24 protein-coding genes are annotated in these 25031 nt (G+C 51.7%); 3 read left to right on the forward strand and 21 right to left on the reverse strand.

Features of this window, described 5'->3' with window-relative positions; all coding sequences use genetic code 11:
- Window positions 1-242: 242 nt before the first annotated feature.
- The 3 genes from E2980_RS24830 to E2980_RS22085 form a co-directional block, all read right to left on the reverse strand.
- On the reverse strand, window positions 243-653 hold the full coding sequence (locus E2980_RS24830; RefSeq protein WP_135154395.1) for a ribosomal maturation YjgA family protein: 411 nt from the start codon (window positions 651-653) through the stop codon (window positions 243-245).
- 67 nt (window positions 654-720) lie between these two features.
- Window positions 721-1881 (reverse strand): tyrosine-type recombinase/integrase, encoded by a 1161-nt coding sequence (locus E2980_RS22080; RefSeq protein ID WP_135154396.1) that lies wholly within the window; start codon window positions 1879-1881, stop codon window positions 721-723.
- Between the two features lie 136 nt (window positions 1882-2017).
- The gene (locus E2980_RS22085) at window positions 2018-2416 is read right to left on the reverse strand and encodes a YhfM domain-containing protein (protein WP_167747223.1); all 399 of its coding nucleotides are present in this window, start codon (window positions 2414-2416) and stop codon (window positions 2018-2020) included.
- 219 nt (window positions 2417-2635) lie between these two features.
- Between E2980_RS22085 and E2980_RS22090 the strand changes: the two genes are divergently transcribed.
- Window positions 2636-3856 carry an MFS transporter gene (locus tag E2980_RS22090; RefSeq protein ID WP_135154398.1) on the forward strand — a complete coding sequence of 407 codons (1221 nt, stop codon included), beginning with the start codon at window positions 2636-2638 and terminating at the stop codon, window positions 3854-3856.
- An 8-nt stretch (window positions 3857-3864) separates the two neighbouring features.
- On the opposite strand, the gene E2980_RS22095 is transcribed toward E2980_RS22090, so the two are convergent.
- Both E2980_RS22095 and E2980_RS22100 read right to left on the reverse strand, forming a co-directional pair.
- Window positions 3865-5547, reverse strand: coding sequence for an ATP-binding cassette domain-containing protein (locus tag E2980_RS22095; protein WP_135154399.1), 1683 nt, complete (start codon window positions 5545-5547; stop codon window positions 3865-3867).
- Complete coding sequence (locus tag E2980_RS22100) at window positions 5528-6412, reverse strand: energy-coupling factor ABC transporter ATP-binding protein (protein ID WP_135154400.1); 885 nt, start codon at window positions 6410-6412, stop codon at window positions 5528-5530. The genes E2980_RS22095 and E2980_RS22100 overlap by 20 nt, the downstream gene beginning before the upstream one ends.
- A 100-nt stretch (window positions 6413-6512) precedes the next feature.
- Between E2980_RS22100 and E2980_RS22105 the strand changes: the two genes are divergently transcribed.
- Window positions 6513-7154, forward strand: a complete 642-nt coding sequence (locus E2980_RS22105; RefSeq protein WP_240703143.1) for a biotin transporter BioY — start codon at window positions 6513-6515, stop codon at window positions 7152-7154.
- A 156-nt stretch (window positions 7155-7310) separates the two neighbouring features.
- Window positions 7311-7925 (forward strand): hypothetical protein, encoded by a 615-nt coding sequence (locus tag E2980_RS22110; RefSeq protein WP_135154401.1) that lies wholly within the window; start codon window positions 7311-7313, stop codon window positions 7923-7925.
- 251 nt (window positions 7926-8176) lie between these two features.
- Here E2980_RS22110 and E2980_RS22115 read toward each other — a convergent pair whose 3' ends face one another.
- From E2980_RS22115 to E2980_RS24495, 16 genes are all read right to left on the reverse strand, one after another.
- Window positions 8177-8653 (reverse strand): YlbF/YmcA family competence regulator, encoded by a 477-nt coding sequence (locus E2980_RS22115; protein WP_135154402.1) that lies wholly within the window; start codon window positions 8651-8653, stop codon window positions 8177-8179.
- Between the two features lie 17 nt (window positions 8654-8670).
- Window positions 8671-10233 carry a tRNA (N6-isopentenyl adenosine(37)-C2)-methylthiotransferase MiaB gene (gene miaB / locus E2980_RS22120; RefSeq protein ID WP_135154403.1) on the reverse strand — a complete coding sequence of 521 codons (1563 nt, stop codon included), beginning with the start codon at window positions 10231-10233 and terminating at the stop codon, window positions 8671-8673.
- Between the two features lie 370 nt (window positions 10234-10603).
- Window positions 10604-11194, reverse strand: coding sequence for a phosphate propanoyltransferase (pduL, locus tag E2980_RS22125; protein ID WP_135154404.1), 591 nt, complete (start codon window positions 11192-11194; stop codon window positions 10604-10606).
- A gap of 91 nt (window positions 11195-11285) precedes the next feature.
- Entirely contained in the window at window positions 11286-12152 is an 867-nt protein-coding gene (locus E2980_RS22130; protein WP_135154405.1) for a 2-oxoacid:ferredoxin oxidoreductase subunit beta, read from the reverse strand.
- A 1-nt stretch (window position 12153) separates the two neighbouring features.
- Window positions 12154-13890, reverse strand: coding sequence for a 2-oxoacid:acceptor oxidoreductase subunit alpha (locus E2980_RS22135; RefSeq protein ID WP_135154406.1), 1737 nt, complete (start codon window positions 13888-13890; stop codon window positions 12154-12156).
- A gap of 184 nt (window positions 13891-14074) precedes the next feature.
- Window positions 14075-15019, reverse strand: a complete 945-nt coding sequence (locus E2980_RS22140; protein WP_135154407.1) for a dipeptidase — start codon at window positions 15017-15019, stop codon at window positions 14075-14077.
- A gap of 125 nt (window positions 15020-15144) precedes the next feature.
- Window positions 15145-15405, reverse strand: a complete 261-nt coding sequence (gene spoVS, locus E2980_RS22145; RefSeq protein WP_027084382.1) for a stage V sporulation protein SpoVS — start codon at window positions 15403-15405, stop codon at window positions 15145-15147.
- A gap of 169 nt (window positions 15406-15574) precedes the next feature.
- Window positions 15575-16369, reverse strand: a complete 795-nt coding sequence (locus E2980_RS22150) for a TIGR00282 family metallophosphoesterase (protein WP_135154408.1) — start codon at window positions 16367-16369, stop codon at window positions 15575-15577.
- 88 nt (window positions 16370-16457) lie between these two features.
- Entirely contained in the window at window positions 16458-18002 is a 1545-nt protein-coding gene (gene rny / locus E2980_RS22155) for a ribonuclease Y (protein WP_240703144.1), read from the reverse strand.
- A 254-nt stretch (window positions 18003-18256) separates the two neighbouring features.
- Complete coding sequence (locus tag E2980_RS22160) at window positions 18257-19195, reverse strand: regulatory protein RecX (protein ID WP_135154409.1); 939 nt, start codon at window positions 19193-19195, stop codon at window positions 18257-18259.
- 93 nt (window positions 19196-19288) lie between these two features.
- On the reverse strand, window positions 19289-20347 hold the full coding sequence (gene recA, locus E2980_RS22165; protein WP_135154416.1) for a recombinase RecA: 1059 nt from the start codon (window positions 20345-20347) through the stop codon (window positions 19289-19291).
- A 580-nt stretch (window positions 20348-20927) separates the two neighbouring features.
- Window positions 20928-22181: a competence/damage-inducible protein A gene (locus E2980_RS22170; protein ID WP_135154410.1), complete on the reverse strand. Its 1254-nt coding sequence runs from the start codon at window positions 22179-22181 to the stop codon at window positions 20928-20930.
- Window positions 22182-22211: 30 nt separating this feature from the next.
- The gene (gene pgsA / locus E2980_RS22175; RefSeq protein ID WP_135154411.1) at window positions 22212-22790 is read right to left on the reverse strand and encodes a CDP-diacylglycerol--glycerol-3-phosphate 3-phosphatidyltransferase; all 579 of its coding nucleotides are present in this window, start codon (window positions 22788-22790) and stop codon (window positions 22212-22214) included.
- Window positions 22787-24115 carry a 30S ribosomal protein S12 methylthiotransferase RimO gene (gene rimO / locus E2980_RS22180; RefSeq protein ID WP_135154412.1) on the reverse strand — a complete coding sequence of 443 codons (1329 nt, stop codon included), beginning with the start codon at window positions 24113-24115 and terminating at the stop codon, window positions 22787-22789. The genes pgsA and rimO overlap by 4 nt, the downstream gene beginning before the upstream one ends.
- Window positions 24116-24211: 96 nt before the next feature.
- Window positions 24212-24703 carry a YajQ family cyclic di-GMP-binding protein gene (locus E2980_RS22185; RefSeq protein WP_135154413.1) on the reverse strand — a complete coding sequence of 164 codons (492 nt, stop codon included), beginning with the start codon at window positions 24701-24703 and terminating at the stop codon, window positions 24212-24214.
- A 125-nt stretch (window positions 24704-24828) separates the two neighbouring features.
- Window positions 24829-25031: hypothetical protein (locus E2980_RS24495; protein ID WP_205700008.1), on the reverse strand; the 203-nt coding region annotated here is incomplete at its 5' end.

The following is a 25031-nucleotide window of genomic DNA, read 5'->3' on the forward strand; positions in this document are numbered from 1 at the left end:
ATGGCAATCTCGATTGTTCGCCAAAAAATACTTTAACTCGTAGTAGCTTCGGTCCAATGTCATATAACTCAATATCTGCGAATTTCGTAGAATCTCTGATCTACCGGAATTTTATGTATTTCGCAGAAAACGACTTTGATGAAGTATTCGCGATGTGGCTTGTCATTTCCTGTATGATCATACGCATACTTACAATCATTTACCATAAACATATCATCTCTCTGCAGTAGACCCATTAATACCTACTTCTGAAAATATCTATCTACGAGATACGCTGTCATTAGCCCCACGCCATACCGTGCGAAATCCGCAATCAGAAAGCCCTTCCCGAGAACTAACGAACCCGGCAACGTACTTCTAAATTCATTAATCCAATCCGCCTGATAGAGTTGACTAAATTCCACTCCGCAACAAAATACTACGCTCATCCACAATGCGGACGTTAGACTTTTACGCACAAGCAAAACACGAAAGCCAAGATAAACCATACTTGCCCATAACCCATCGCCGAAATTCTCCGATACGAATTTGGGTAAGAAGCTAGAAAATTCTCTTGAACTTATCCCAAGTATGATTGTGATCACAATGGCAAAGCCATAGTAAACTCTACTTCTCATAAAATTTTCCCCGCTCCGATAGCATTTAGTATTCATACTCGGCCAAATGATTGGTTACTATATTCGCTAAGATACTTCAACCTTCCTTTCCTGTTTGGCTGCCCTATCCGTCCTCTAACTCGGATGATTCGAGAATCCGATCGAGAGGGTTATGGATTCGGCTCACGTCCTTTATCGCCACATGAGTGTATATTTCGGTCGTGGTTACGTTCTTATGTCCCAATAATTGCTGGATGTAGCGGATGTCGATCCCCCCTTCCAGCAGATGTGTGGCGAAAGAATGCCGCAAGCTATGCACGCTAACATCCTTCTGAATCTGCGCCTTACCTACGGCATTCTCAAATACTTTCTGAACGGTACGTTCCGTCAGATGACTGCCTAAAGCCTGACCGGGGAACAGCCAGCCGCCTCCCGGTTTTTCCTGTTTCACGTAAATCTGTACAGCCTCATAAGCAGCTTCCGATAATAGAGTTTGACGATCCTTTCGCCCCTTTCCTTGACGAACTTGCAAGGTTTTACGTTCTGAATCGAAATCCGATAAACGCAATCTTACAACTTCGCCGACTCTTAACCCGGATGAATATGCTAGGAACAAGATGGCTCGATGTTTGCCATTAGCCACGGAGGAAAGCAAACGTATAACTTCACCCGTTGAAAGAACGTTAGGAAGCTTTTTTTGCTTTTTGGGCCGCACGAATGAGGCCTGACTAACCCCGTACTCCCTGCAGACCTTCTCCAAGTAGAACTTCAACGCACTTATCGCTTGATTAACATAAGAATGCGAGCGGTTCTCGCTCAATAAGCTGTAGCTATATTTCGGAATGAGATCAGCAACCCCTATCACCCGATGCTCTTCATAAAAACGATAAAAACGTCTGACATGCCCGCAATAAGTCCGGATGGTTTTCACGCTGTGTCCTCGAATCTTGAGCTCGAACGTCAACTGATATTCCGTAAACTTACCCCATTCCGATTCTTCGAACACAACCTTGCGGTTTGACCGCGCCCGAGCCTCCCTCTCCTCCAACAGGTCGCATAGAAATTGGCACTCCGCCATCAAAGCCCTGTCCGCTCTTACATTCGCATCTCCGAACTTCTCTAACAACTCATCAATCGTCAGCAGCATATACGGGATAATCCAAGCCCTAGCCTCTGGTTCCCACCGTCGATGGGAAAGCTGTCGCATCCGCGCGATACCTTCATCGGAATAAGCAAACTTAACCAACAACTCGCTCTCGTTTCTCTTTCCCAACCAGATTTCCATCTCCGATCCCCTCCCGTTTTAATTCCAGGTAAACAAAAAAAGGCCCCCCTATCGCATTGGATAGGAATAGCCTCACGATGCTTTCGGAGTATGCCCTGTCTCGATCATATCACTTGCCTCTTCGTCATGTCCATCTCTACTTCCCAACACCGATAATCTTCTTGAGCTTAGACGTCGTGGATTTGCCTATCGTATAGATCGTGCCCGTGTTCGGCGGTTTCATCAAAGTTCCTTTGGCATAGCGTTCGTCAAGCCAGAGGTAGTAGCCCTTGCCGCCCAGATAGAATCGGTAGTCTGGCGCAGCGATGTCGACTATCCCTGGTTGTTTATCAGCGAATCTAACCGCATAAGTAAAGGCTTTAATCGCTTCCCTGTCCGTGAAGACAAGCTTTGAATACTGACCCTCCGAGTTAAAATCGATCATTCGATACACAACAACTTCATCAGCAGTCACGCGGAACACATAGAAATACGAGGATAACCCGATCAACGCCGCGAGCATCAAAATGACGCCCCGCTTCCGCTTCAATGACATCAAACCAACTTCCCCCCTGCGGAAAATAAATCTCGCGAAACGTTCCGCCCCTTCACATCCCTATTCTACACTACGAGCACATACGACGGTTATACCCAACTTACCACCTAGATTGCCGACTCTTCCCAATCCCCGATTCATCCGTTACAGTAGAAGGGCACCTATAACTATTAGTCTACTAGAGCATTCATCATTCACCCTTGGAGGACTTTAACAGCTATGCAGCATACATCAGAGTTACTCCACGCACAGCAAAAAGCCCATCCCTTCAGTCGCCGGCACTTGATTTTTGCTGCCGCGACGATTTTGTACTGGGCTACATTGTATATTTATGTACCGATACTAAGCCCCTATCTTCAGGACAGGGGACTGTCCATGGGTTGGATCGGCTTTATTCTCGGCAGCTACGGGTTAACGCAAGTGCTGACCCGGCTTCCTCTTGGCATGTATTCAGACGTCATGTCCCGGTGCAAGCCGTTCCTAATTGCAGGAATGGTCGCCGGCCTATTGAGCTGCGTATTGTTCATGCTGCCCGGAACATGGGGCGGACCGCTCGCCGGAAGGTTGATGGCCGGACTTTGCGCGGCGGCTTGGGTACCCTTCTCCGTTCTCTATGCTTCCTATTACCCGACTAATCAGACGCACCAAGCGATGGGAACGCTAAGCTTCCTGACGGTGTTCGGACAGCTTGCCGGCATGAGCGCAAGCGGGTACCTTGCCTCTCTCGGCGGGTGGAACTATGCTTTTCTGTGCGGAATCGGAGTTGCGACAGTAGGAATTTTCGTCACGTTGTTCGTCCATGAGCCGAAGAAGAAACCCAGCTCGCTCGAATCGAAAATCGTTCCGCCAAGTGACTATTCCCGCGAACAAACCGTAAGACGCGTGCTCCGATCATCCCTCTTGTGGAAAGTATCGATCCTTTCCCTGCTCGCGCATGGGATCCTGTTCATCACGATGTTCGGGTTCACGCCTCTGCAGGCGACGGAGCTTGGAGCCAGTAAGAACGAGCTAACCTGGATCGTGATCTCCTTTATGATTCCTCATGCTCTCGTATCCCTATGGACTGGCCGATATCTCGCGCCCCGCTTCGGGACTCGCAGAATCGTCATTATCGGCTTTCTACTATCCGCCGTTTTCACCGCAGCCATTCCATATAGTCCGAACCTAGGTTGGCTTGCCATTACCCAGATGCTTAACGGAATCGCCCAAGCGCTCTACTTCCCGCTTCTGCTTAGCTTAGCCATTCGACATTTCGTCCCGGCAGAGCGAGCAACCGCGATGGGGCTATACCAATCCGTGTACTCGATGGGAATGTTTCTGGGTCCTTACTTAGCTGGCGGTTTGAACGCTTCCGGCGGACTGAAAGCCGGTTTCCTCTTCGGCTCAGCCTTAGGCATCGTTGCTGCATGTCTATCTACAAGCAAGAAGCTAGACTCCTAATCACTGCGTCAGCGATTGGCAAAAAACCATAAGCCAATCGCCAGCGCCGACGCTCCACACGCAAAGACATAATCCCGCTTCCTCCACCTGAGCCGAGTTCCCGAAGTCGGACGTCCGCTGAAGCCGACGCCTCTGCTCTCCAGCGCAAGCGTAACCTCGTCCCCCAGCCGAAACAAGGCTAGCAGGAACGGTAACGACACATCCCGAAGTCTTCTTCCGATCGCAACCGGATTACGAGAGATCGATTTGCCCCGCGCCAGGAAAATCCGCACGAAACGCTCCCACAAATCCAACAGCACCGGTATGAATCTCATCATAAGCGTTACCGTCAGGATCAATTGCTGGACCCACTTCGCCGTCTTTCCTTTAAACGTTAACATTTGTTCAAGCGATCTTCTTAGCGACAATGGCGACATAACCAATGGGATCGCTAACCCGAGCAATAGAACGAGCATCGTCCGAACGAAAGTAAACAAGGTTCCCATGAACGCTTCCCCTTCGAATTGACTCCCCCCACCGCTAGCTCCCCATGCGAATATCGCCGAGGTCAATACGGAGAAAACAGCGTAATTCACGATCAAACCTCGCCAGCGCCGCAGCGACACTTTTCCGGCAGTTAAGAGTAAGAATACGATGATTGCACCTACACCCAAGGCAACCCAATCCGCCAATGTCAGAAGTCCCGTAGAAATAAGCACGTACGAAAGCCACACCGACCGTGGATCGAACTCCGTCAAGCGATGACGGATAGCCGACTTCGGACGTTCTTTTCTTCTCTGCCGCTCGACCGCTCGCATTTCTTGCGCTTCCGCAGCTTCACGAAGTTTACCCGGCCAAGCGGTTGCTGCTTCGGCTGGGCTATAGGCTTGATCCGCAGATAATCCATTACTCACCATTAGGTGCGCAATCCATAGCCACTCCGGAACATTCATCCCGGTCTCTTCCAGCCATTCAGGATGAATAAGCAACTCCTCGCGGGAACATTTTCTCAACGATCCATCCACGCTTAGCAGCAAAACGATATCCGCCATAGGCAGGGCCCAATCTGAGTCATGAGAGATAAGGAGGATGCCCTTCCCGTCTTTTTTCGAGTTTTCCAATTGCCTTGCCAGCGTCTCGTGCCCCGCCCCGTCTAGTCCCGCGGTAGGCTCATCCAAGAACAACCATGGTGCAGGCGTGACGAACACCGAAGCGATAGCGGCTCTTCTCCTTTCTCCGCCGCTCATCTGATACGGATCCCGAGAAAGCCAAGAGGAATCCCACCCGACCGCGACCATCGCTGAATTTCTCCGTTCTTCCTTTTCCCTATCCGACAGGGCATATGGCCTTAACGAGTAATCTAACTCCTCTCGCATGCTCCTTGAGAACAGCCCATCCTCGGGGGATTGGCTTGCATAAGCATACCGGCGCAGCGCCCTCTCGTTCAACCGTTTCTTCCGCGTCCATCCTTGACGCCATAACGTCTCAGAACCATAGGAAACCTGCAATCCTTCCAATGGCCGCAAGCCTGCTAACTTTTCTAGCAATGTCGTTTTACCTGCGCCGTTAGGTCCCATCAATACCGTAATCGTCCCCGGCTCAAGCCGCAAACCCGAGTCCCGATTAGCAGCACCTGTCTCGTCTCTCAAGCGCCATTCGATACCGTCTATCAGAAGCGGCACTGGTGCCGAATTATCGCGCTGCTCTTTCATTTGCCTCGACTCCAAAGTTCCCCATCACCTTTCGCCACTCCTGAGCCGTCACCGGCAGCGGATCATCCAATTTCCCCTGTCGTCTGAGATTAAGCGCCATCGCCGGCAAGTAAGGCAATCTTAATCCTGCCCTGAGGCAAGGGGATAATGAAGAGAGCTCATCCGCCGTCTCTCCTGAAACCCCATATAGAAATTCCCGAACTTCCCCATCGAAAATAACCCTGCCTTCCCCGATCGCCAATACGCGGGAATCCGGATCGAGCTCATCCAGCCGCTGAGTCACCCATACGACGGCTGTTCCCTTCTTATATAAATCGCGGACCACGCGTTTGACCGCGTTCCGATTCTCTTCATCCAGCATCGAGGTCGCCTCGTCGAGAACGAGCAAAGAAGTCGTATCGCTAGCCGTCGCCGCCGCGATTGCCGCTAGCTGCTGTTGTCCACCCGACAATCTTTCCCAAGGCTCATCCGCCACTTCGGTTAATCCCGTTTTGTACAGCGCCCTATCTACGAAAAAAGAAATTTGATCTGATGAAACCCCGCGCCATTCCAGAGCAAAGCTAATTTCCTCCCGGGGAGTTTCTCCGAATAATTGAGACTTCGGCTGCTGCAGCACGATCGGACAGCTCCGGTCTCCGGCGAAGCCTCGGTTTACCTCGCCATGCCTGCCTTCCGGCTCTAGTCCCGCAAGCAATCTCGCTAACGTCGACTTCCCGCTTCCGTTCACTCCGACGACGGTTAACCATTCGGCGGCCGCTAAGGTTAACGAGACGGAATCCAAACGAAGAGATGGCTCGTCAAGCGCGTTCATTCCATATACGAATACCTCTTTGAGCACCATTGGCTCTATCGATTGCAGCTCCATCTTGCAAAATCCCTCTTTTCAATCCGCGATTTCCGTGCTACAATCTCAATTGTTAACCACTATATAGACTAAAGGTTAACATTTAGGAGGCTTTTTGACAATGTCCAATCCAACCACCGCAACATCGACTCAAGGATCAAGCATGGCGACCAATCAATGGATCAAGGGCATCGTGTTTACCGCCCTATTCGGCGCTTTGTTCATCGTGGCCACAATGATCAAGATCCCGCTGGGCTTCACGCCCGTTCCTATCTCGATGGGAACATTCGCGATCATGCTCGCTGGAGGACTGCTCGGCGCCGTCTACGGCTTCTGGAGCATCTTTATCGTCGTTGCTTTGACCGCGCTTGGGCTCCCCTTTATCGGCGGAGCTGGCGGATTAGCCAAAATCACCGGACCGACCGCAGGCTACATATGGATGTATCCTGTCGCTGCTTTACTTATCGGTCTTGCGAGCGATGCATTATTTTCCGGAAGGAAAAGGATAACCCTGTCTCGTCAGTTGATTCTTCTGCTGGCCGTATTCGGTTTCGGCTCGCTTCTGGTGTTCGTCTCCGGAGTTCCTTGGCTCGCGCACGCAACGGCCAATCCTGATTACGATACGTTTTCCGGTGCCCTCAAGGCAGGATTTTACCCGTATCTACCCGGTGATGCCATCAAAGCGGTCGTGGCGACGTTGATTATTCTCTCGCTCAAACCGGTTCTTCCGGCCATTCGACGTCCGATCAAGAAGAAATCATAACCTCGTCCTTTTCAATTGCAAACAGCCAAAGGGCTTCCCCTAGCGGGAAGTCCTTTTTCCTTTTTCAGGACTAAGATACAAACAAGCTTCTCCGGCATCGCATAAAGTAGGAGGATTACGAGTTTTATCTGCCTTGAAGGAGTGTGTCCTATCTCTATGGCAAGCGGTCGACTAGATCTCTTCATCGCCAAAGTTCCTATTCATACCGTCGTCCTTACCCTTAATTGCTCCGATTCGGCTTCGGAATTGCTTGCCATCCCCCGCAACGCGCCGATCACCTTGAAACGCGGCACGATCAAGCAAGCCATTCAGATTCAATTCCTTGAAGGAAGGGAATGCTTTGCCGACTTCATGGAGATGAACTATGCATTGGCACGTCAATTCCAACTAACCGCCTTGCGCCGGTATTTGCTTACCTACAACCAGGCCGATCAATCGCTTACTATTAAACCCTCGCCGCTAAGCGATACCACGGCGCTGCTAACATCAAGTTTGCTAGGCTCCTCAACCCTTTCCGTCGGATACGAGCTATTATCCCGGCTGGGTATTCCGGAACGGCAAGGCATGATCATTAAAGTCCGCCATGGAAGGAACATAGGCCGTTTCCGTTTGCATGTGCCCGCCAATCTGTCGGATGACCGACTTAGACTCTCCGCCCATTGGCTGCAGAAGTGGAAGCTGAGTCCGAATCAGCAATACTTTGTGCAATTCGATCAACGGAATATCATTATAAGTCTTTCGCCCGTTCCTCCTAACTCGGGACGCCCATAACCCGCTGCAAGACAAAGGACCACGCCAACCTCGCGTGGTCCTTTGTTTTATTTGGATTTTTTCTTCGCGGCCGAACGTCCTTGCTTCTTCGGATCGTCCGGTTTAGGAGCCCGAGTCTGCGAATTGGGAATACCCTCAGTCATAGGTGGTTTGCCTCCTTCAGAATTCAGGGATATAATCCCTTGCGACTGTAGGTTGTCATCAAACCCTATTCCTTATGCGAATTCCAATTCCGGCGCATGAAGTGAAGTTTAATCGCACTCTTCAGGTGCTTCCGCTGGTGTCGCCGCTTCCACGTCCAACTTCTCCGCTACGGAATCGCGAATAACCGATACGATAGACTGCAGCAAGTAGTTTACGTCTACTTGGCTTTGTTGGAACTGCTGTACGATAGGAATATTGTCGAGCTCGTCCTGAATCGTGTCAATCTCCGCTTCGATCTTCTCGACCATAGCCGGATTCTTGAACGTACTCTGGAAAGCGACAAGCTCCTTTTGCTTCTTCTTGATCGTCGCGATCAGTCCTTGCACTCTTTCATGGGACTGAATCATCTTCTCGGAGCGTTGGTAAAGATCTACTTCCTCAGTCGTCGTAATAAGCTGCGCCAATTCCTTGGCCCTGGCCAGAATATCCTCCCGGACGATGAGCTCCCGGTTATCGAAAGTGGGGATCGAGCATTCGTCCCCATGTTGGTGGTCGTGATCGTGGTCATGCGCGTGTGCTGACATCTCTATTTTTTCCTCCTCTATCCTACTTGGCTTACCGTAACCGGCTCGCTTACTACTTCCGCTTTCACGTACCAGGTTTGGGCTGCCGTTATTTTTACCTGAACGAACTGCCCGATCCATTCCTTGTTTCCTTCAAAATGAATCAGCTTATTAGAGCGGCTACGACCGGATAACACGCTCGCTTTGTTCTTGCTTTCGCCTTCTACCAGAACCTCGAGAACCTGACCTACCAGCTCGTTATGATGCTTGAGGGACAGCTCTCCGATCACTTCGTTCAGGCGGGCTAGCCGCTTCTGCTTGACCTCGAGAGGAACATCGTCAGGCATCTCGAACGCCGGAGTCCCCTCGCGAGGGGAGTAAATATACGTATAAGCCGACGTAATTCCAGCTTCGCGCATAAGCGTCAGCGTATCCTCGAACTGTTCCTCCGTCTCGCCCGGGAACCCGACGATGACGTCCGTCGTCAGTACCGCGTTCGGGATTTCCTTGCGAATGCGTTCCGCCAGCTCCAAGTAACGCTCTCGCGAATACTTACGGCTCATCTTCTTCAGCACTTCCGTGCTTCCCGATTGCACGGGCAGATGAATATGCTCCACGAGATTGCCGCCCTTGGCCAGCACCTCGATCAGATGATCGTCGAAATCCCTTGGATGCGACGTCGTAAAACGTATGCGCGGAATATCGATCTTGCGGATATCGTCCATCAAGTCGCCGAAACGATAACTGCGGTCTTCGAAGTCTTTGCCGTAGGCGTTGACGTTCTGGCCGAGCAGCGTAATTTCTTTGAAGCCTTGGCGAGCCAAGTCGCGAACCTCCGCGATGACGTCCTCAGGCATACGGCTTCGTTCCTTACCGCGCGTGTAGGGAACGATGCAATACGTGCAGAACTTATCGCAGCCATACATGATATTCACCCAAGCACGCAACCCATCGGTGCGTTTCTTCGGCAAGTTCTCGATGATGTCGCCTTCCTTAGACCACACGTCGATAACCATTTCTTTGCCATAATGCGCTTCCATCAGCAAGTGAGGCATGCGATGAATATTATGCGTTCCGAAAATCATGTCGACATGAGCGTGCTTCTGCATAATCCGGTTCACGACCGACGCTTCCTGCGACATGCACCCGCATACGCCGAGAATGAGCTCCGGGCGCTGCTGCTTCAACACCTTCATATGACCTAGTTCGCCGAACACCTTGTCTTCCGCATTCTCGCGAACCGCGCAAGTATTATAGAGGATGACGTCCGCTTGCATGCGGTCTTCCGTAGAAACGTAGCCCATTTCCTCGAACAAGCCGCGCATCACTTCGGTGTCATGCTCGTTCATTTGGCAGCCGTAAGTATAGATCAAATATTTTTTTCCTACTCCGAGGTTCTTCAGCTCGTCCGTAACGGCATTCTCATAATGGACTTGAATTTCTTCTTTGCCCCGTTGCTTCTCCTGCCGGTAATCGGGCTCGGAGACGATATGGATATCCCGTCCGTTCAGACGGATCGTTTTGCCGCTGTGGTCCTCGGAAATGACTTTGGCACCGGAGAAATCGAAGTATTTACTGAAATCCTTGGATTCTTTGGCCATTTCCTTTCCCCTCCTATGAAAAACAGGTCTTCAACCCTAAGTATTATATCACGAACCGGCACCATCGGCTATGTGCGGGCGCGGCTTCGAATAGGATAGTTCTTCGGGAAGGGGAGGTTATTCCGCCGCTGGTTAAAATCAAGTTGTCTCTGATCGCATAATGCGGTAACACCTCGATTTTAAAGGCGGACGTAAACTCTCCATAACCTCCCCTTCCCTTCGAACCCTATTCGAATCCTCGCCCCCTTCTGGAAACACTTGCTTGCCGTCAAATAGCTAATCGCAAGAACAAAGGGCCAAACAATTCTACCTATTCGAGGGAACATTTTACCCTCTGTACAGGTGACACCTTAAACCATACTGTTTTCCGTTACTCCACGATCTCGCCAAAATTTCCGGTGCTTACCCCGGCGGCGTTGCCTTCGTCGGTGTCGATGTGCATGTCTAGCGCGAATTGGTCGGAGACGCGAGCCAGTACTTGCTCGAATACGACGCCGCGCACGCCGCCTACGAGAACTTTAAGCAGCTGTTTGTCCATGATGCCCCATCGCTCCGCGTCGGAAGTGTGGAAATGGATGTGACGGGCGGCGACGATGACGCCTTTATCCACGGTGACTTCGCCGGCAGGACCGACGATGCGGATTCCCGGAGTTCCTTCGATATTGCCGGATTCGCGCAGCGGTGCTTGAATACCTAACGAGAAGGCGTCCGTGCGGGATATTTCGAGCTGGGTCGCTTTGCGGGAAGGCCCCAGAATGCGTACTTTAGGAAAAGAACCTTTCGGTCCGTATACGGCAACCGTTTCATTGGCGGCAAATTGTCCCGGCTGCGATAAAGGCTTAAACTCGGTTAACGTAGCGCCGGCGCCGAATAATATCTCAACGTGTTCTTGTGATAGATGAATGTGGCGAGCCGATACGCCTACCGGTACTTTCTTGCTCTCTGACGATGCTGCAGACATGGATCATCCAACCTTTCCTTCATTTCCTTATACCCTCAGTATAACGCAAGAGGCGCGCGGGACAAACCCGCGCGCCTCTCAAGAACGATGTTTATTTGAATTCCGTCAACAGTTTGTCAAAATCTGCGCGGGACAGCTTAAGGTCTTGCTTGGCGAGCCCTTCTTCTTTGAAGCCGACGATCATTTCGTCGTAAGCTTTGCGCTCTTTGTTCTGGTAGATCAGGCCGGTAACCATGCCGTTCGTTTCCATAATCTTAGTCATGGCCGCGATGCGGTTGGATGGGTCGTAATCCGGGAACTGCTCCAGGTTCACGATGTTCTCTTTGAACCAGTCGTAAGTGTTCACTTTATTGAAAGTGACGCACGGGCTGAATACGTTGATCAGGGAGAAGCCTTTATGTTTCAAGCCTTCCTCGATCAGAGTCGTCAATTGCTTCAGATCGCTCGAGAACGATTGGGCAACGAACGTTGCTCCAGCGGACAACGCAATCTCCAGCGGAGACAGCGTCGACTCGATCGAGCCTTCCGGCGTCGATTTCGTCTTGAAGCCTTCCGCGCTTCGCGGGGAAGTTTGACCTTTAGTCAAGCCATAGATTTGGTTGTCCATGACGATGTAGGTGACGTCGAGGTTACGGCGAATCGCATGAACCGTATGGCCCATACCGATGGCGAAGCCATCGCCGTCGCCGCCGGAAGCGATTACCGTAAGTTCGCGGTTCGCCAGCTTCACGCCTTGCGCGATCGGAAGGGAACGACCGTGAATTCCATGAAGACCATAGGCGTTAATATAACCGGAGATCCGGCCCGAACAGCCGATACCCGAGATGACAGCCAATTGTTCCGGCTCTAAACCGACGTTAGCCGCCGCGCGTTGGATCGCCGCCTGTACGGAGAAATCGCCGCAGCCAGGGCACCAGTTCGGCTTGACATTGTTACGAAACTCTTTGAATGTGGCCATCTTAGTTCAGCTCCTTACAGGCTTTGTGAATTTCCGAAGGCAGGAAAGGGGTTCCGTCGTATTTAAGCAAATTGCGGATTTTATCGTGGTATCCGTTGTTTTGCTTGATCAGGTTTGCTAACTGACCTGTTGCGTTATTTTCCAGCACGATCACTTGCTTAGCGGCTTCCAGATGCGGCTTTAACAATTCAACCGGGAACGGGTGCATCTGGCGAACCATGATTTGGTTCGTCTTGATGCCTTCCGCCGTTAACCGGGCGCGGGCTTCCTCGATCGTTCCGCCGGTCGAGCCCATCGCGATGATGAGCAAGTCGGGAATCGCGTTAGGCGCATCCGCTTTAATCGCGTTCGTGACGCGCAGCTCGCTGATCTTGCCCAAGCGTTTGTCCATCATTTTTTCGCGGTTCAGAGCGTTCTCCGATGGTCTTCCCTCTTGATCGTGTTCAACGCCGGTTACATGGTGGATACCATGCTTCATGCCGGGCAGCACGCGAGGAGAGACTCCGTCTTCCGTCAGCTCATAACGCTTGAACAAACGGTTGTCCTCGTTAGCAGGCAATTCATCCTTCAATAGCTTACCGCGGTTGATCACGATTTTGTCGTAGTCAAGGGCTTCCGAAGTCTGTTTGCCAAGGGACAATTGCAGGTCCGTCGCGATAATAACCGGGACCTGATATTGTTCCGAAATGTTAAAGCCTTCGATCATATCGTAGAAACACTCTTCGATCGTGCTCGGCGCGACAACCAATTTCGGAATCTCTCCGTGCGTGCCGTAGATGAGCGCATTGATGTCGGATTGCTCTTGTTTGGTCGGCAAGCCCGTCGAAGGACCGCCGCGCTGCGTATCGACGATAACCAGCGGGGTCTCCGTCATTCCGGATAGTCCGATCGCTTCCATCATGAGCGAGAGACCTGGACCGGCGGACGCCGTCATCGTGCGAACGCCTGCGTAGTTGGCGCCGATCGCCATCGTTACGGCAGCTATTTCATCTTCCGTTTGAACGACGGTTCCGCCGAACTTTGGAAGCTTCTTAATGAGGTATTCCATGATTTCCGACGCGGGAGTGATCGGATATGCAGCCATGAGACGGCAGCCTGCGGCGACGCATCCGAGCGCCATCGCTTCGTTACCGATCATGAATAGCTTCTGCTTGCCGTCCGCGTCCTCTAGCTTGAACTCGTCAAGAGGTCCGCCGGCTTGTTCCAGGACGAATTCCGCTCCGCGGCGAACCGCCTCGATGTTTTTCTCCACGATCGCCGGACCTTTGCGTCCGAATTCTTCTTCAACTGCTTTATTAAATACTTCCATAGGTAGACCAAGCAGCCCCCAGGAAGCACCGGAAGCGACCATATTTTTCATGAGGGAAGTGCCAAGCTCTTCTGCGATGGCTGTAATCGGTACTGCGAAAAGCCGCGCTTGCACGCCTTCTGGGATCGTCGGCGAGAATTTCGCGTCGGCGACAACGACACCGCCCGGACGAAGCTCTCCTGCGTTCAGATCGATGCTTTCCTGGTCAAAAGCAACTAGAATGTCCAGGTCATCGGAAATCGCTCGAATCGGCTTCGTGCTGATGCGGATTTTGTTATTCGTGTGTCCGCCTTTAATCCGCGAGGAAAAGTGTCGGTACCCATACAGGTAGTAACCCAGTCGGTTCAGTGCGGTGGAGAAAATACGGTCGGTACTTTCCACGCCTTCACCTTGCTGGCCGCCAATTTTCCATGACAGTTGACTGATCACAGTGCCCATCTCCTCTTAATCTCTGGTTCGTCCATTTTCGACAGAATAACCCTATAATATTTTTTATTACCCTTATAAATCTTATGTTTTAACAATGTAAAATGCAAGACCTATCAGCGTATATAACACATAGAGCTTTGCGATGGGATTGATGCCAAATTGAGATTGATGTCAGCTGATTAATTCAGTTAGGTAGATTTTTTGTAAAAAATCGGTTCGCGTTTCCCCCGGCGATATCTTCTACGATACTCTCGGGATATCGTTTCAACAGCGCGTCGATCAGATCCGGATAACGGCCGGGATGCTCCAGTCCTTGGACATGCCGAGAAATTCCGTCGAAATCCGATCCGAATGCGAGATGCCCGGCCCCGCCAAGCTCGCACACGTGCTCCACATGGCGAAGAACATCATCTATCGTTGCGGGCTCCGGCGCGGTAACGAACCACGGGACGAACGTAAGCCCTATGATCCCTTGCGCCGAGATAATCGCCAGAATCTGTTGATCCGTTAAGTTGCGCGGATGGTCTTTAATAGACCGGGCATTCGAATGCGACGCGAAAAAAGGGCGTTTGGCGCGCTCGGCCAAATCCCAGAAGCCCCGATCCGATAAATGAGACACATCTACTAGGATACCCAACTTTTCGCATTCCGTAACCAGCTCTTTCCCCGCTTTCGTTAATCCTGCCCCGCGCGGCTCCATCGCTCCGTCGCACGCCCAATTCGCATGGTTCCACGTCGGTCCGAGCAACCGCAATCCCAAACGGAACATGAGGCGCAGCGCCCAGAGGTTCCCTCGGAGCCCGTCGGCTCCCTCCAAGGATAGAAGCGCGCCGATTTTCCCTTCGCGTGCCGCGACTTCCATATCTTCGGCTCTACGAATGAGCTTCATCCCTTTCACCGTAAGAACCTCGCTCCAGAACAGCTCAACCGCATGGAACATAGACTCCGGATTAACAGGAATTTCTTCCGGTAAATATAGGGCGAATACCTGAAGCCCTACTCCCGCTTTCCTTAATCGGTCGGGTGTCACATCATACCTTTTATTTTCAGCGTCGGATGCTCGCCAATTGGAACCGGGATTTTCAAGCAACTTGCAGAGTACGTCTACGTGCAAATCGGTTATCCTCATCTTATCGCTTCCTCTCTGCAGGCACAAAAAAACCTGCCTCATCGATGAGGATCGTGCCGTAACGTTAATCACGCTACTTGCGATCCTCATCTTGGAACAGGTCGACAGCATGTCATTCCATTTTCTTACCTTGGCTCGACGATCAGCTTAATGGCAGTTCGGTCTTCTCCATCGATCACAATATCCGTAAAAGCCGGGATGCAGATCAGGTCTACCCCGCTTGGTGCCACGAAACCGCGGGCGATCGCGACCGCTTTCACCGCTTGATTGAGCGCCCCGGCGCCAATTGCTTGCAGTTCTGCAGCTCCGCGTTCGCGGAGAACGCCTGCCAGTGCGCCTGCTACGGAATTTGGATTGGACTTTGCGGAAACCTTTAATACTTCCATGACCAGTACCTCCTCTTATGACAACCCACATCATTCATTGGTTGCATCGGGAATTCATCGGAATCAAAGGATGGGCCCACTAAGGCATACTTATTCGGTAACCCCGACGATAATTCCTTCTTTTCCTAAGGGGTTTGGCCATGAAAGCGTCTATATATTCTGAATATTTCTATACGGCGATCCAGGAATCCTCATCTACGGAAATGTTTTGAATTTTTACGGCTTTTCCTGTCGACTCATCAACGTCCACAAACACTCCGTTCAATGTCCACTTCCCTTCCGCAACGGTAAATCTGCCTGGCATTCCCGTGATGAATCGGCGAAGCACCGTTTCCTTCTCCATGCCCAGAACCCCATCCCGCGGTCCCGTCATTCCCGCATCCGTTAAGTAAGCCGTTCCTTCCGGCAAAATCCGGGCATCGTTCGTTTGTACATGTGTATGGGTCCCGACTATCAATGAGGCGTAGCCATCCAAGTGCCAGCCCATCGCGATCTTCTCGCTCGTCGCTTCCGCATGAAAGTCTACGAGAATGCATTTTGTCTGGCGACGAAGCTCCTCTATCTCTTCATCGGCCACTCTGAACGGACATTCAGCCGGCGGCAGGAAGGTACGGCCGATCAGGTTAACGACTCCGAGCTCTTTGCCGTTCCCTTTCACGATCATACTGCCGCGCCCTGGAGTCCCATGCGGCAGATTGGATGGGCGAACGATTCTTGGTTCATCATCGATGAACTCGAATATCTCACGATTATCCCATGTATGGTTGCCCATCGTAATTCCGTGCACGCCCCACTCGAAAAGCTCCCGGGCGATCGTCGTCGTAATTCCCCGACCTCCAGCAGCATTCTCTCCATTCGCAATAATAATATGGGGATTATATTTATCCTTAAGCCAAGGCAGCAACCGCTTTACCGTATCTCTGCCTACATTGCCAACGATATCGCCGATAAAAACGACCTTCATTCAACACCACTCACTTTCCGTTTGAAAAAAGGGAAAAGTGGCTGCATGTTGCCGCAGCCACTTTTCAGCCTTCCCTGCATTCCGTAATTTATTTGGCGTATTCGACCGCGCGGGTTTCACGAATGACGGTAACCTTGATGTGGCCTGGATAATCCAGTTCACCTTCGATTTTCTTCGTAATATCCCGAGCTAGGCGGAACGCCTCAGTGTCGTCGATCTTCTCCGGTTGAACCATGACGCGCACTTCGCGTCCGGCTTGGATCGCGTACGATTTCTCGACGCCTTCGAACGATTCGGAGATGGCCTCCAGCTTCTCGAGCCGGCGGATGTACGTCTCCAACGTTTCGCGGCGCGCTCCGGGACGGGCTGCGCTAAGCGCATCTGCCGCTCCGACGAGCATTGCGATAACCGAAGTCGCTTCCACGTCCCCGTGATGGGACGCGATACTGTTGATGACAACGGGATGTTCCTTGTATTTCTTGCCCAATTCCACGCCGATCTCGACATGCGAGCCTTCCACTTCGTGGTCGAGCGCTTTGCCGATATCATGTAGCAGGCCTGCGCGTTTAGCAAGCGTGATGTCTTCTCCCAGTTCCCCGGCCATAAGGCCGGTTAAGTAGGCGACTTCCATCGAGTGCTTCAGCACGTTCTGGCCATAGCTCGTCCGGAATTTCAGACGACCTAGGATTTTGATCAAATCCGGGTGAAGGCCATGCACGCCCACCTCGAAGGTAGCTTGCTCGCCGTACTCGCGAATTCTTTCGTCGACTTCCTTGCGGGACTTCTCCACCATTTCCTCGATGCGAGCCGGGTGAATCCGTCCGTCCGCAACCAGTTTCTCCAGGGAGGTCCGAGCGATTTCGCGGCGAATCGGGTCGAAGCCCGACAGAATGACCGCTTCCGGCGTATCATCGATAATGAGGTCAATACCCGTTAACGTCTCAAGAGCACGGATGTTACGTCCTTCACGACCGATAATGCGTCCTTTCATTTCTTCGTTAGGCAATGTCACGACGGATACCGTCGTTTCCGCCACGTGATCCGCGGCACAACGTTGAATGGCGAGAGAGATGATGTCGCGCGCTTTCTTGTCGCCTTCTTCTTTCGCTTGATGCTCGATTTCCTTGATCAGTTGAGCCGTTTCGTGACGCACTTCCTGTTCCACGTTCGACAAAATCATCTGTTTGGCATCTTCTGTCGACAGGTTCGAAATGCGCTCCAATTCGTTCATCTGCTGTTTGTGCAGCGTTTCGATCTGGTCTTGGGTCTCTTCGACTCGTTTCTCTTTGTTGGCGACTTGCTCCTCTTTGCGTTCCAACGCTTCTAGCTTGCGGTCCAGCGACTCTTCCTTTTGCAATAGCCGCCTTTCCAGGCGTTGAATTTCGTTGCGGCGCTCGCGAATATCGCGTTCCGCTTCGTTGCGGAGCTTGTGCACCTCGTCTTTGGCTTCCAGCACCGTTTCTTTGCGAACGGCTTCCGATTCTTTCTTGGCAGCTTCTACGATCTGAATGGCAGCCGCTTCGGCACTAGAGATTTTGGCTTCCGCAATAGACTTCCGTGCGACGTAACCGATCCCAAAGCAAAGGACCCCAACAACGAGAACGATGAGGACCCAGATCCATGTATCTATCATGGTCATTCACCTCCTCGTTGCATCACCAAGGCAACCGCTTGGGGATACTTATTCAATTGATTTTCCGGTTTCTAAACCGTTTGATTACATGTAAACAAAGCATAAAGGGTCGAAATAACACGGTCTGAATCGCATTTTGGAAGGAAAAAGCGTTCAGATTGAAAGATGGAATACAAAATCATTTTATCTTTTGCTAAATTAGATTGTCAAGCAAGGTTCTTAGGTTCGAATGAAGCGTTCGCCCATGCTTTCCACTAATCTTCCATATATTCATCAACGAATGCGTCTTCCTCGGCGTAAAACAGATCCGGATCCCGCTCTCCCGAGTCTGCTGCCGCTTGCTGTACCGCGGTTCTTGCGATGCCGGAGGGAAATCCCCGACGCATGAGCACGGCCATCAATTTCTGCTTGCGCTCCCTGTCATTTCCTTTAATACTGGGCCAGCGCTTGCGCGCTAACGCCAGAGCCGAATCCTGTTCCACTTCGCCGTCCAATTCACCCAGCGCTTGTTCCACATCTTCCCTGCCAACGCCCCTTTGGAGCAGCTCTTGCCTGATCAACATCCGCCCCTTGCGCTGTCCGACCGCACGCTGCTCTGTAAAGCGCTTGGCGTACGCGGTGTCGTCTATCATCCTGCGCGCTTGCAGACGTTCCAGACAAGCCTCTACGACCTCTGGGGCGTATCCTTTGATCTTAAGCGATTTAGACAATTCGGACGTTGTCCGCGCTTTGCGTTCTAGCATAATAAGAGCGGAACGGTACGCCTCTTCCTTCTGCTCATCTTTTTTAAGCGTCTCGTATTCCTCCGCGGTTAGTCGGCGTCCTTTCAACAACCGAAGACTAACGAGAGTGTCCTCGTGAACCGTCAATAGCGATTCACCTTCACCGTGAGTAGATTGCGCTCCCGCGATAAGCGCATCAACCTCGTCGTTCCAATCCGCCATCGGTTCCGTTTCCCGCAACTTATCATCATCAAAGTCCACTGTAGACGTCTCATCTAACTGCAATTCTAGTGCAATGCGGTACATATGAGGCCTCTTGGAATCGGCCTCCATGCCCGTCACGAGCGCACCGAGCACTGGCAAGCCCAAAGGGTTACCCCCCGTGTTGGTGCTTGGAGACGGCTTGCCTGTTCTTCCGCTGGAGGCTTTGCCGTTAGCGGATCCATACCGTCCGCGTTTGGGTTTGTACACGCTCGCTCAGACCCCTTCCCTAAAAACACAAAGAGCGGCAAAAATATGCCGCTTAAGTGTCATAATCTCTTCTATCTCCCCTGCCAAGGGAGATTAAATATCTTCGCCAAACTCCGTATCATCGTCATCGTCAGTGCTGAACGCAGCAGAGTTAGCTGCCGCTAGCGAGGATGATAACAGAGCTTCGCGAATCTGCTTCTCGATTTTGTCGGAAATCTCAGGGTTATCCTTCAGATACTGCTTCGCATTCTCGCGTCCTTGGCCGAGTCGTTCGCTATTATAAGAGAACCAAGCTCCGCTTTTCTGGATGATGTCCTGCTCGGCGCCGATATCGATAATGCTTCCGACCTTCGAGATCCCTTCGCCGTACATGATATCGACATCCGCCTGCTTGAACGGAGGCGCTACCTTGTTCTTCACGACTTTGATCTTGGTACGGTTACCGACCACGTCATTGCCTTGCTTGATCGCTTCAACGCGACGAACGTCCAATCGTACGCTTGCATAGAACTTCAAGGCTCGTCCGCCCGGAGTCGTCTCCGGATTACCGAACATAACGCCGATTTTCTCGCGAAGTTGGTTAATGAAGATCGCAAGACACTTCGACTTGCTGAGCGCACCGGAAAGCTTGCGCATCGCTTGCGACATCAACCGGGCTTGCAAGCCGACGAATGAGTCGCCCATGTCGCCTTCGATTTCCGCTTTAGGCACGAGCGCCGCGACGGAGTCGACGACGATAATATCGACGGCGCCGCTGCGTACGAGCGCTTCGGCGATCTCAAGCGCCTGTTCGCCCGTATCCGGTTGGGAGAGCAATAGCTCGTCGATGTTTACGCCAAGACTTCTCGCGTACGCCGGGTCAAGCGCATGCTCCGCATCGATGAATGCGGCCGTACCGCCTACGCGTTGAACCTCGGCGATTGCATGAAGGGAAACCGTCGTTTTACCAGAGGATTCCGGTCCGTATACTTCTATGATCCGCCCGCGCGGATATCCGCCTATGCCGAGCGCTATGTCTAGTGCTAATACTCCGCTGGAGACCGTCTCTACTTGCATTTTAGCGTTCTCTCCGAGTTTCATAACCGAGCCTTTACCGAATTGCTTCTCAATCTGGCGCAAAGCCATGTCTAATGCGGCGCGACGATCCGACAACACACCCACATCCTTATCCTCTTTGATAGATTTATCATACCTTGTTTCCAACCGTTTGCCAAGCATTTTGAGAACATTTGTTCGATTAATTTACGAAAAAAGAACCGCAGCAAAGTAATCTTCGCTACGGTTCTTCCGCAACTTTCTAGTAGACTGTACCACAACCTCGATTTATTGACAAGTATCGTCATTTTTTTCGTCACATCTTCTATTATTCTTATAATAATATCCCATTTTCAGCGATTAAGCGTTCCTCGCGAGGGTATTTCGTAGGTTGGAGGCAATCAGCACATATGGCGGTACTTTCTAAGCAGGTTCAACTTCCTACTAACTGAAATGTCGCCACTGCCCAACCTGAGCGAGAGGGATAATGGCCATAGAAAGCTGCCACCCACTATGCCGCATTCGAAGGTGCCTCCCACCTGAGCGAAAGGGATAATGGCCATACAAGCGTCACCTGCCACACTATGCCACTATTGACGCGCCTGCCACACAATACCCCTCACGACGCGCCTACCACACAATACCCCTCTCGACTTACCTGCCCACCTGAGCGAAAGGGATATTGGCTACAGGAGGTTCAACCCCGACCAGACAACGACAGCCAGAGCATGTAGAGCGCCCGCTTTGCGGCACGCACGCGAATGCCTTCGCGGTCTCCGGACAGCTGCAGCTTCTCTACGCGCGTCTCCCGCCCCCGTTCGGCCAAGCCTATGTAAACGAGCCCGACAGGCTTATCTTCGGCAGCGGCAGGCCCTGCGTTGCCGGTGATCGACACGGCGAAATCAGAATCGGCAACTCGCCTCATTCCTTCAGCCATCGCCGCGGCAGTCTCCGGGCTAATGGCTCCAGGGGCATCCGGCCCTTCGAGCAGCGCCTCGGGAACGCCTAACTGCTTTAGCTTCATGCCATTGCTATATGTCACGATGCCGCCGAGAAAAACAACCGCACTGCCCGGAATCGTAGTAATCAGCTCCGACACCATACCTCCCGTGCAGCTCTCAGCCAACGTCAACGTTCGTTGCTGCTCCGTTAGCTTGCGCACGATCATCGCCTCAATCGGCACGTCCTCCTCCGCGTACAAATACGCCGAGGTTCTTCCGCGGATTTCCGTCAAAGCGCCTTCCAGTTTCCTAGAAGCTTCCTCTGCATCCGAGGCTTTGGTGGAGACTCTGATCGCGACCTCCCCTTCTTTTGCGTAAGGGGCGATCGTTGGATCCCGTTGCTCTCGAATAAGATCAATCAATAGATCCTCAAGCCCGGATTCCCCGATACCGGCGAATTTGAGCATGACGGAATGTAAAGTCAGAGCAGGTCCGAGCTGCTCCTTCAGCCAAGCCGAGCCGTCGTTGTCGAACATCGGCTTCATCTCGCGCGGCGGTCCCGGCAGCAGCAAATAACACGTCTCGCCAACGCGCAATGCGTTGCCCACCGCGAGTCCCGTATCGTTGCGCAAAGGAGTCGCGCCTTTAACCAATAGCGCTTGACGACGATTGCTCTCGACGAAAGCACCGCCTCGTCCCGCGAACATGCTCACGATCTTCTCCATCGTAGGCTCGTGCAATTCCACGCTAAGCCCCAAATACTCCGCAAGAGCATCTCGAGTAAGGTCGTCCAGCGTTGGTCCTAATCCGCCCGTAAACACGAGCAAATCTGCTCTACCCCGGGCAATCTCGATCGCTTGTATCAGTCTTTCCTTGTTATCGCCCACCACAGTCTGATAATAAACATCAATGCCCAGCTCTGCCAAACCTCGCGACAGATACTGGGCGTTCGTGTTTACGATTTGACCGAGGAGCAGCTCCGTGCCGACAGCTAAGATCTCTGCTCTCATGCTATGCACCGCACCTCGTTATGTCGGTTCTTAATTCGAAACCGGAATTAAATTTTTGTTTTTCACAAAATAATCTATGCCGGAGTAAACCGTGATCAGTACTGCCGCCCAAACGACGACCAAGTCGATTCGCAGGTCGATGAAGTTGAACGGAAAATTATTAAGCAGCAGAACGATGATCATCGTAATCTGCACGGCGGTTTTCCATTTTCCCCATTTGCTCGCCGCAAGCACCGCGCCCTCAAGCAAAGCCACTTGCCTTAGGCCGGTAACAGCCCACTCCCTGCTGATTATGACGATAGCCACCCAAGCGCCTAATTTACCCATTTCCACTAGCGCGATCAGAACGGCTGCCATTAGGAGCTTGTCCGCAAGCGGATCCAGGAGCTTCCCAAGATTCGTCACGATCTTGCGCTTGCGTGCGATGTAACCATCCAGTCCGTCGGTACTCGCCGCGATAATGAACAGAATAAGCGCGAAGACTTGATTGTATGAAATAGAGTAACTACCTATCGTTAGAGGTTCAACGTCTAGCCTAACCAATAGGAAGATCGTCATGATAGGCACTAGAAAAATTCTGACAAGCGTGATCCGGTTGGCGAGGTTCACGCGATTCCCTCCCCTGACAAATCATACTCGTATGCATGGGTAATTCTAACCTTGCTCATCTCGCCGATCTGCACCGGACAATTCGAGATGAACACTTCCCCGTCTACTTCCGGAGCATCGTATTGACTCCGTCCGATGAAGACGTCACTGCGTCCGTCGTAACGCTCGACTAATACCTCTATCGTGCGACCGACGTATTTAGAGGAGTTCTCGCTAGCTACCTGACGTTGAATTTCCATCAAAGTGTTGGCACGGAACTGTTTCACATCATCCGGCAGTTGGCCCGGCAAGCGGTTCGCCGGCGTATCTTCCTCCTGTGAATATGCGAAGACGCCAAGACGGTCGAATTTCATCTCGCGGACGAATTCGCATAGGTTTGCGAAGTCCTCCTCCGTCTCCCCGGGGAAACCGACGATCATCGAGGTGCGAAGCGCTACTTCCGGAATCCGGGAGCGGATCTTCCCGATCAACTCCCGTACATCGCGTTGCCGTCCCGGACGGCGCATTCTCTTCAGAATGGAGTCCTCGCTGTGCTGCAAAGGCATATCGATATAATTGCACACCTTCGGATTGTTCGCGATTGTTTCGATCAGCTCGTCGGTGAAAAATCCAGGGTATGCATAGTGAAGCCGTACCCACGAGATTTCAGGCACCTCGCTAACGCGATTGAGCAATTCCGGGAGCTTAAAGCCTTCATATAAATCGGTTCCGTAGTTCGTCGAATCCTGAGCGATCAGGCTAATCTCACGCACGCCTTGTTCGGCCAACATCTTGACTTCGGCAATAATAGATTCTATCGAACGGCTGCGGAATTGTCCGCGCATAATCGGAATACTGCAGAAAGTGCAAGCATTGTCACAACCTTCGGCGATTTTCACGTAGGCCGTATGGCGAGGCGTCGATAACAACCTCGGGAGGTTTTCTTCATAATTAAACACGGGGTTACCTACGTAGACCGGTTTGCGTCCGCGTAGGGCCTCGTCGATGATTTCATTGATTCGATGAAAATCGCCCGTACCGACGATCCCGTCGATCTCAGGCATTTCGTCCATGAGTTCCTTCTTATATCGCTGGGTCAAGCAACCCGAAACGATAAGCGCCTTTAAGCGCGCAGTATCTTTTAGCTCCGCCAAATTAAGTATCGTATTGACCGATTCTTCCTTCGCCGCGTCGATGAATCCGCACGTATTCACGATGATAACTGTCGCATCTTCCGGTTTTTCTACCAGAGAGAAGCCCCGCTTGTGAATGAGCCCGGACATGATCTCGGAATCGACTAAATTTTTCTCGCAGCCAAGCGTGACGACGCTGACTCTTTCTATCATGGATGTCTTCCCCCAAACGTTCGTCCGTTGTTATCCACAACAGTATAAACGAACCCCCAATACGTGTCAAAAAGTGGCATACCTCTTATCGCTTCCTTATCGATAGTTAATGAATTGCAACTCGAGCGGAAGATCGGCTCCTCTTAAAAGCGCCATAACGGCTTGAAGATCATCCTTGCTCTTCCCTGTTATGCGCAATTGGTCGCTTTGGATCTGGCTCTTGACTTTAATTTTGGAGTCCCGGATCAGGATGTTCATTTTTTTCGCGTTTTCTTGGTCGATCCCCTGTTTCATCTTAATGTTCTGGCGAACCGTTCCGCCGGAGGCCGGCTCGATTTTACCAAAGTCCATGTTCAGGATCGGCACTCCCCGTTTAATAAGCTTGGATTGCAGAATATCCACGACGCTCTTCAGTTTGTAATCGCTGTCCGATGAAACGACAAGCTGCTCATCCTCTAGAGAAATGTTGCTTTTGCTGCCTTTGAAGTCGAAGCGCGTCTCGATCTCCTTGAGCGCTTGCTGTACCGCATTGTTCACTTCCTGCATGTCCACCTTGGATACCACGTCGAAAGAATACTCTGATGCCATGTAGCCCTCTTCCTTTCATCTATTACCCATTTTTCCCTTTATTATAGCACGAGTGTGGTCCAGGATTAAAACAAAAAGCCCTCCGAGGAGGGCAATGTCATTAAGTTAAGGCGCAGGGCCAAAAATCAAGAAAAAGAGCAGGTTATCGAAAAGATAGCCTGCTCTTTTTCTTGCGCGGAAAAGAAAAAAGGACTTGACAAATAGGTGAAATCGTGTGGCGAAGCCCCTTGAAAAAACGAGGAGGTTTTGCCAATGAATGAGTACGCGAATTCGCTAAAACAAAAGCTGACATCCCTCATACGAGAAATGTCAGCCACACCTGCACCTT

The sequence above is a fragment of the Cohnella luojiensis genome (assembly GCF_004564235.1).
In the GTDB taxonomy this organism is placed as follows: domain Bacteria; phylum Bacillota; class Bacilli; order Paenibacillales; family Paenibacillaceae; genus Cohnella; species Cohnella luojiensis.

What these genes read in the sequence shown, in the direction of transcription:
- E2980_RS24830 (WP_135154395.1), bottom strand. Translation starts at nt 653, where the DNA reads ATGAATACTAAATGCTATCGGAGCGGGGAAAATTTTATGAGAAGTAGA.
- E2980_RS22080 (WP_135154396.1), bottom strand. Translation starts at nt 1,881, where the DNA reads ATGGAAATCTGGTTGGGAAAGAGAAACGAGAGCGAGTTGTTGGTTAAG.
- E2980_RS22085 (WP_167747223.1), bottom strand. Translation starts at nt 2,416, where the DNA reads ATGTCATTGAAGCGGAAGCGGGGCGTCATTTTGATGCTCGCGGCGTTG.
- E2980_RS22090 (WP_135154398.1), top strand. Translation starts at nt 2,636, where the DNA reads ATGCAGCATACATCAGAGTTACTCCACGCACAGCAAAAAGCCCATCCC.
- E2980_RS22095 (WP_135154399.1), bottom strand. Translation starts at nt 5,547, where the DNA reads ATGAAAGAGCAGCGCGATAATTCGGCACCAGTGCCGCTTCTGATAGAC.
- E2980_RS22100 (WP_135154400.1), bottom strand. Translation starts at nt 6,412, where the DNA reads ATGGAGCTGCAATCGATAGAGCCAATGGTGCTCAAAGAGGTATTCGTA.
- E2980_RS22105 (WP_240703143.1), top strand. Translation starts at nt 6,513, where the DNA reads ATGTCCAATCCAACCACCGCAACATCGACTCAAGGATCAAGCATGGCG.
- E2980_RS22110 (WP_135154401.1), top strand. Translation starts at nt 7,311, where the DNA reads ATGGCAAGCGGTCGACTAGATCTCTTCATCGCCAAAGTTCCTATTCAT.
- E2980_RS22115 (WP_135154402.1), bottom strand. Translation starts at nt 8,653, where the DNA reads ATGTCAGCACACGCGCATGACCACGATCACGACCACCAACATGGGGAC.
- miaB (WP_135154403.1), bottom strand. Translation starts at nt 10,233, where the DNA reads ATGGCCAAAGAATCCAAGGATTTCAGTAAATACTTCGATTTCTCCGGT.
- pduL (WP_135154404.1), bottom strand. Translation starts at nt 11,194, where the DNA reads ATGTCTGCAGCATCGTCAGAGAGCAAGAAAGTACCGGTAGGCGTATCG.
- E2980_RS22130 (WP_135154405.1), bottom strand. Translation starts at nt 12,152, where the DNA reads ATGGCCACATTCAAAGAGTTTCGTAACAATGTCAAGCCGAACTGGTGC.
- E2980_RS22140 (WP_135154407.1), bottom strand. Translation starts at nt 15,019, where the DNA reads ATGAGGATAACCGATTTGCACGTAGACGTACTCTGCAAGTTGCTTGAA.
- spoVS (WP_027084382.1), bottom strand. Translation starts at nt 15,405, where the DNA reads ATGGAAGTATTAAAGGTTTCCGCAAAGTCCAATCCAAATTCCGTAGCA.
- E2980_RS22150 (WP_135154408.1), bottom strand. Translation starts at nt 16,369, where the DNA reads ATGAAGGTCGTTTTTATCGGCGATATCGTTGGCAATGTAGGCAGAGAT.
- rny (WP_240703144.1), bottom strand. Translation starts at nt 18,002, where the DNA reads ATGATAGATACATGGATCTGGGTCCTCATCGTTCTCGTTGTTGGGGTC.
- E2980_RS22170 (WP_135154410.1), bottom strand. Translation starts at nt 22,181, where the DNA reads ATGAGAGCAGAGATCTTAGCTGTCGGCACGGAGCTGCTCCTCGGTCAA.
- rimO (WP_135154412.1), bottom strand. Translation starts at nt 24,115, where the DNA reads ATGATAGAAAGAGTCAGCGTCGTCACGCTTGGCTGCGAGAAAAATTTA.
- E2980_RS22185 (WP_135154413.1), bottom strand. Translation starts at nt 24,703, where the DNA reads ATGGCATCAGAGTATTCTTTCGACGTGGTATCCAAGGTGGACATGCAG.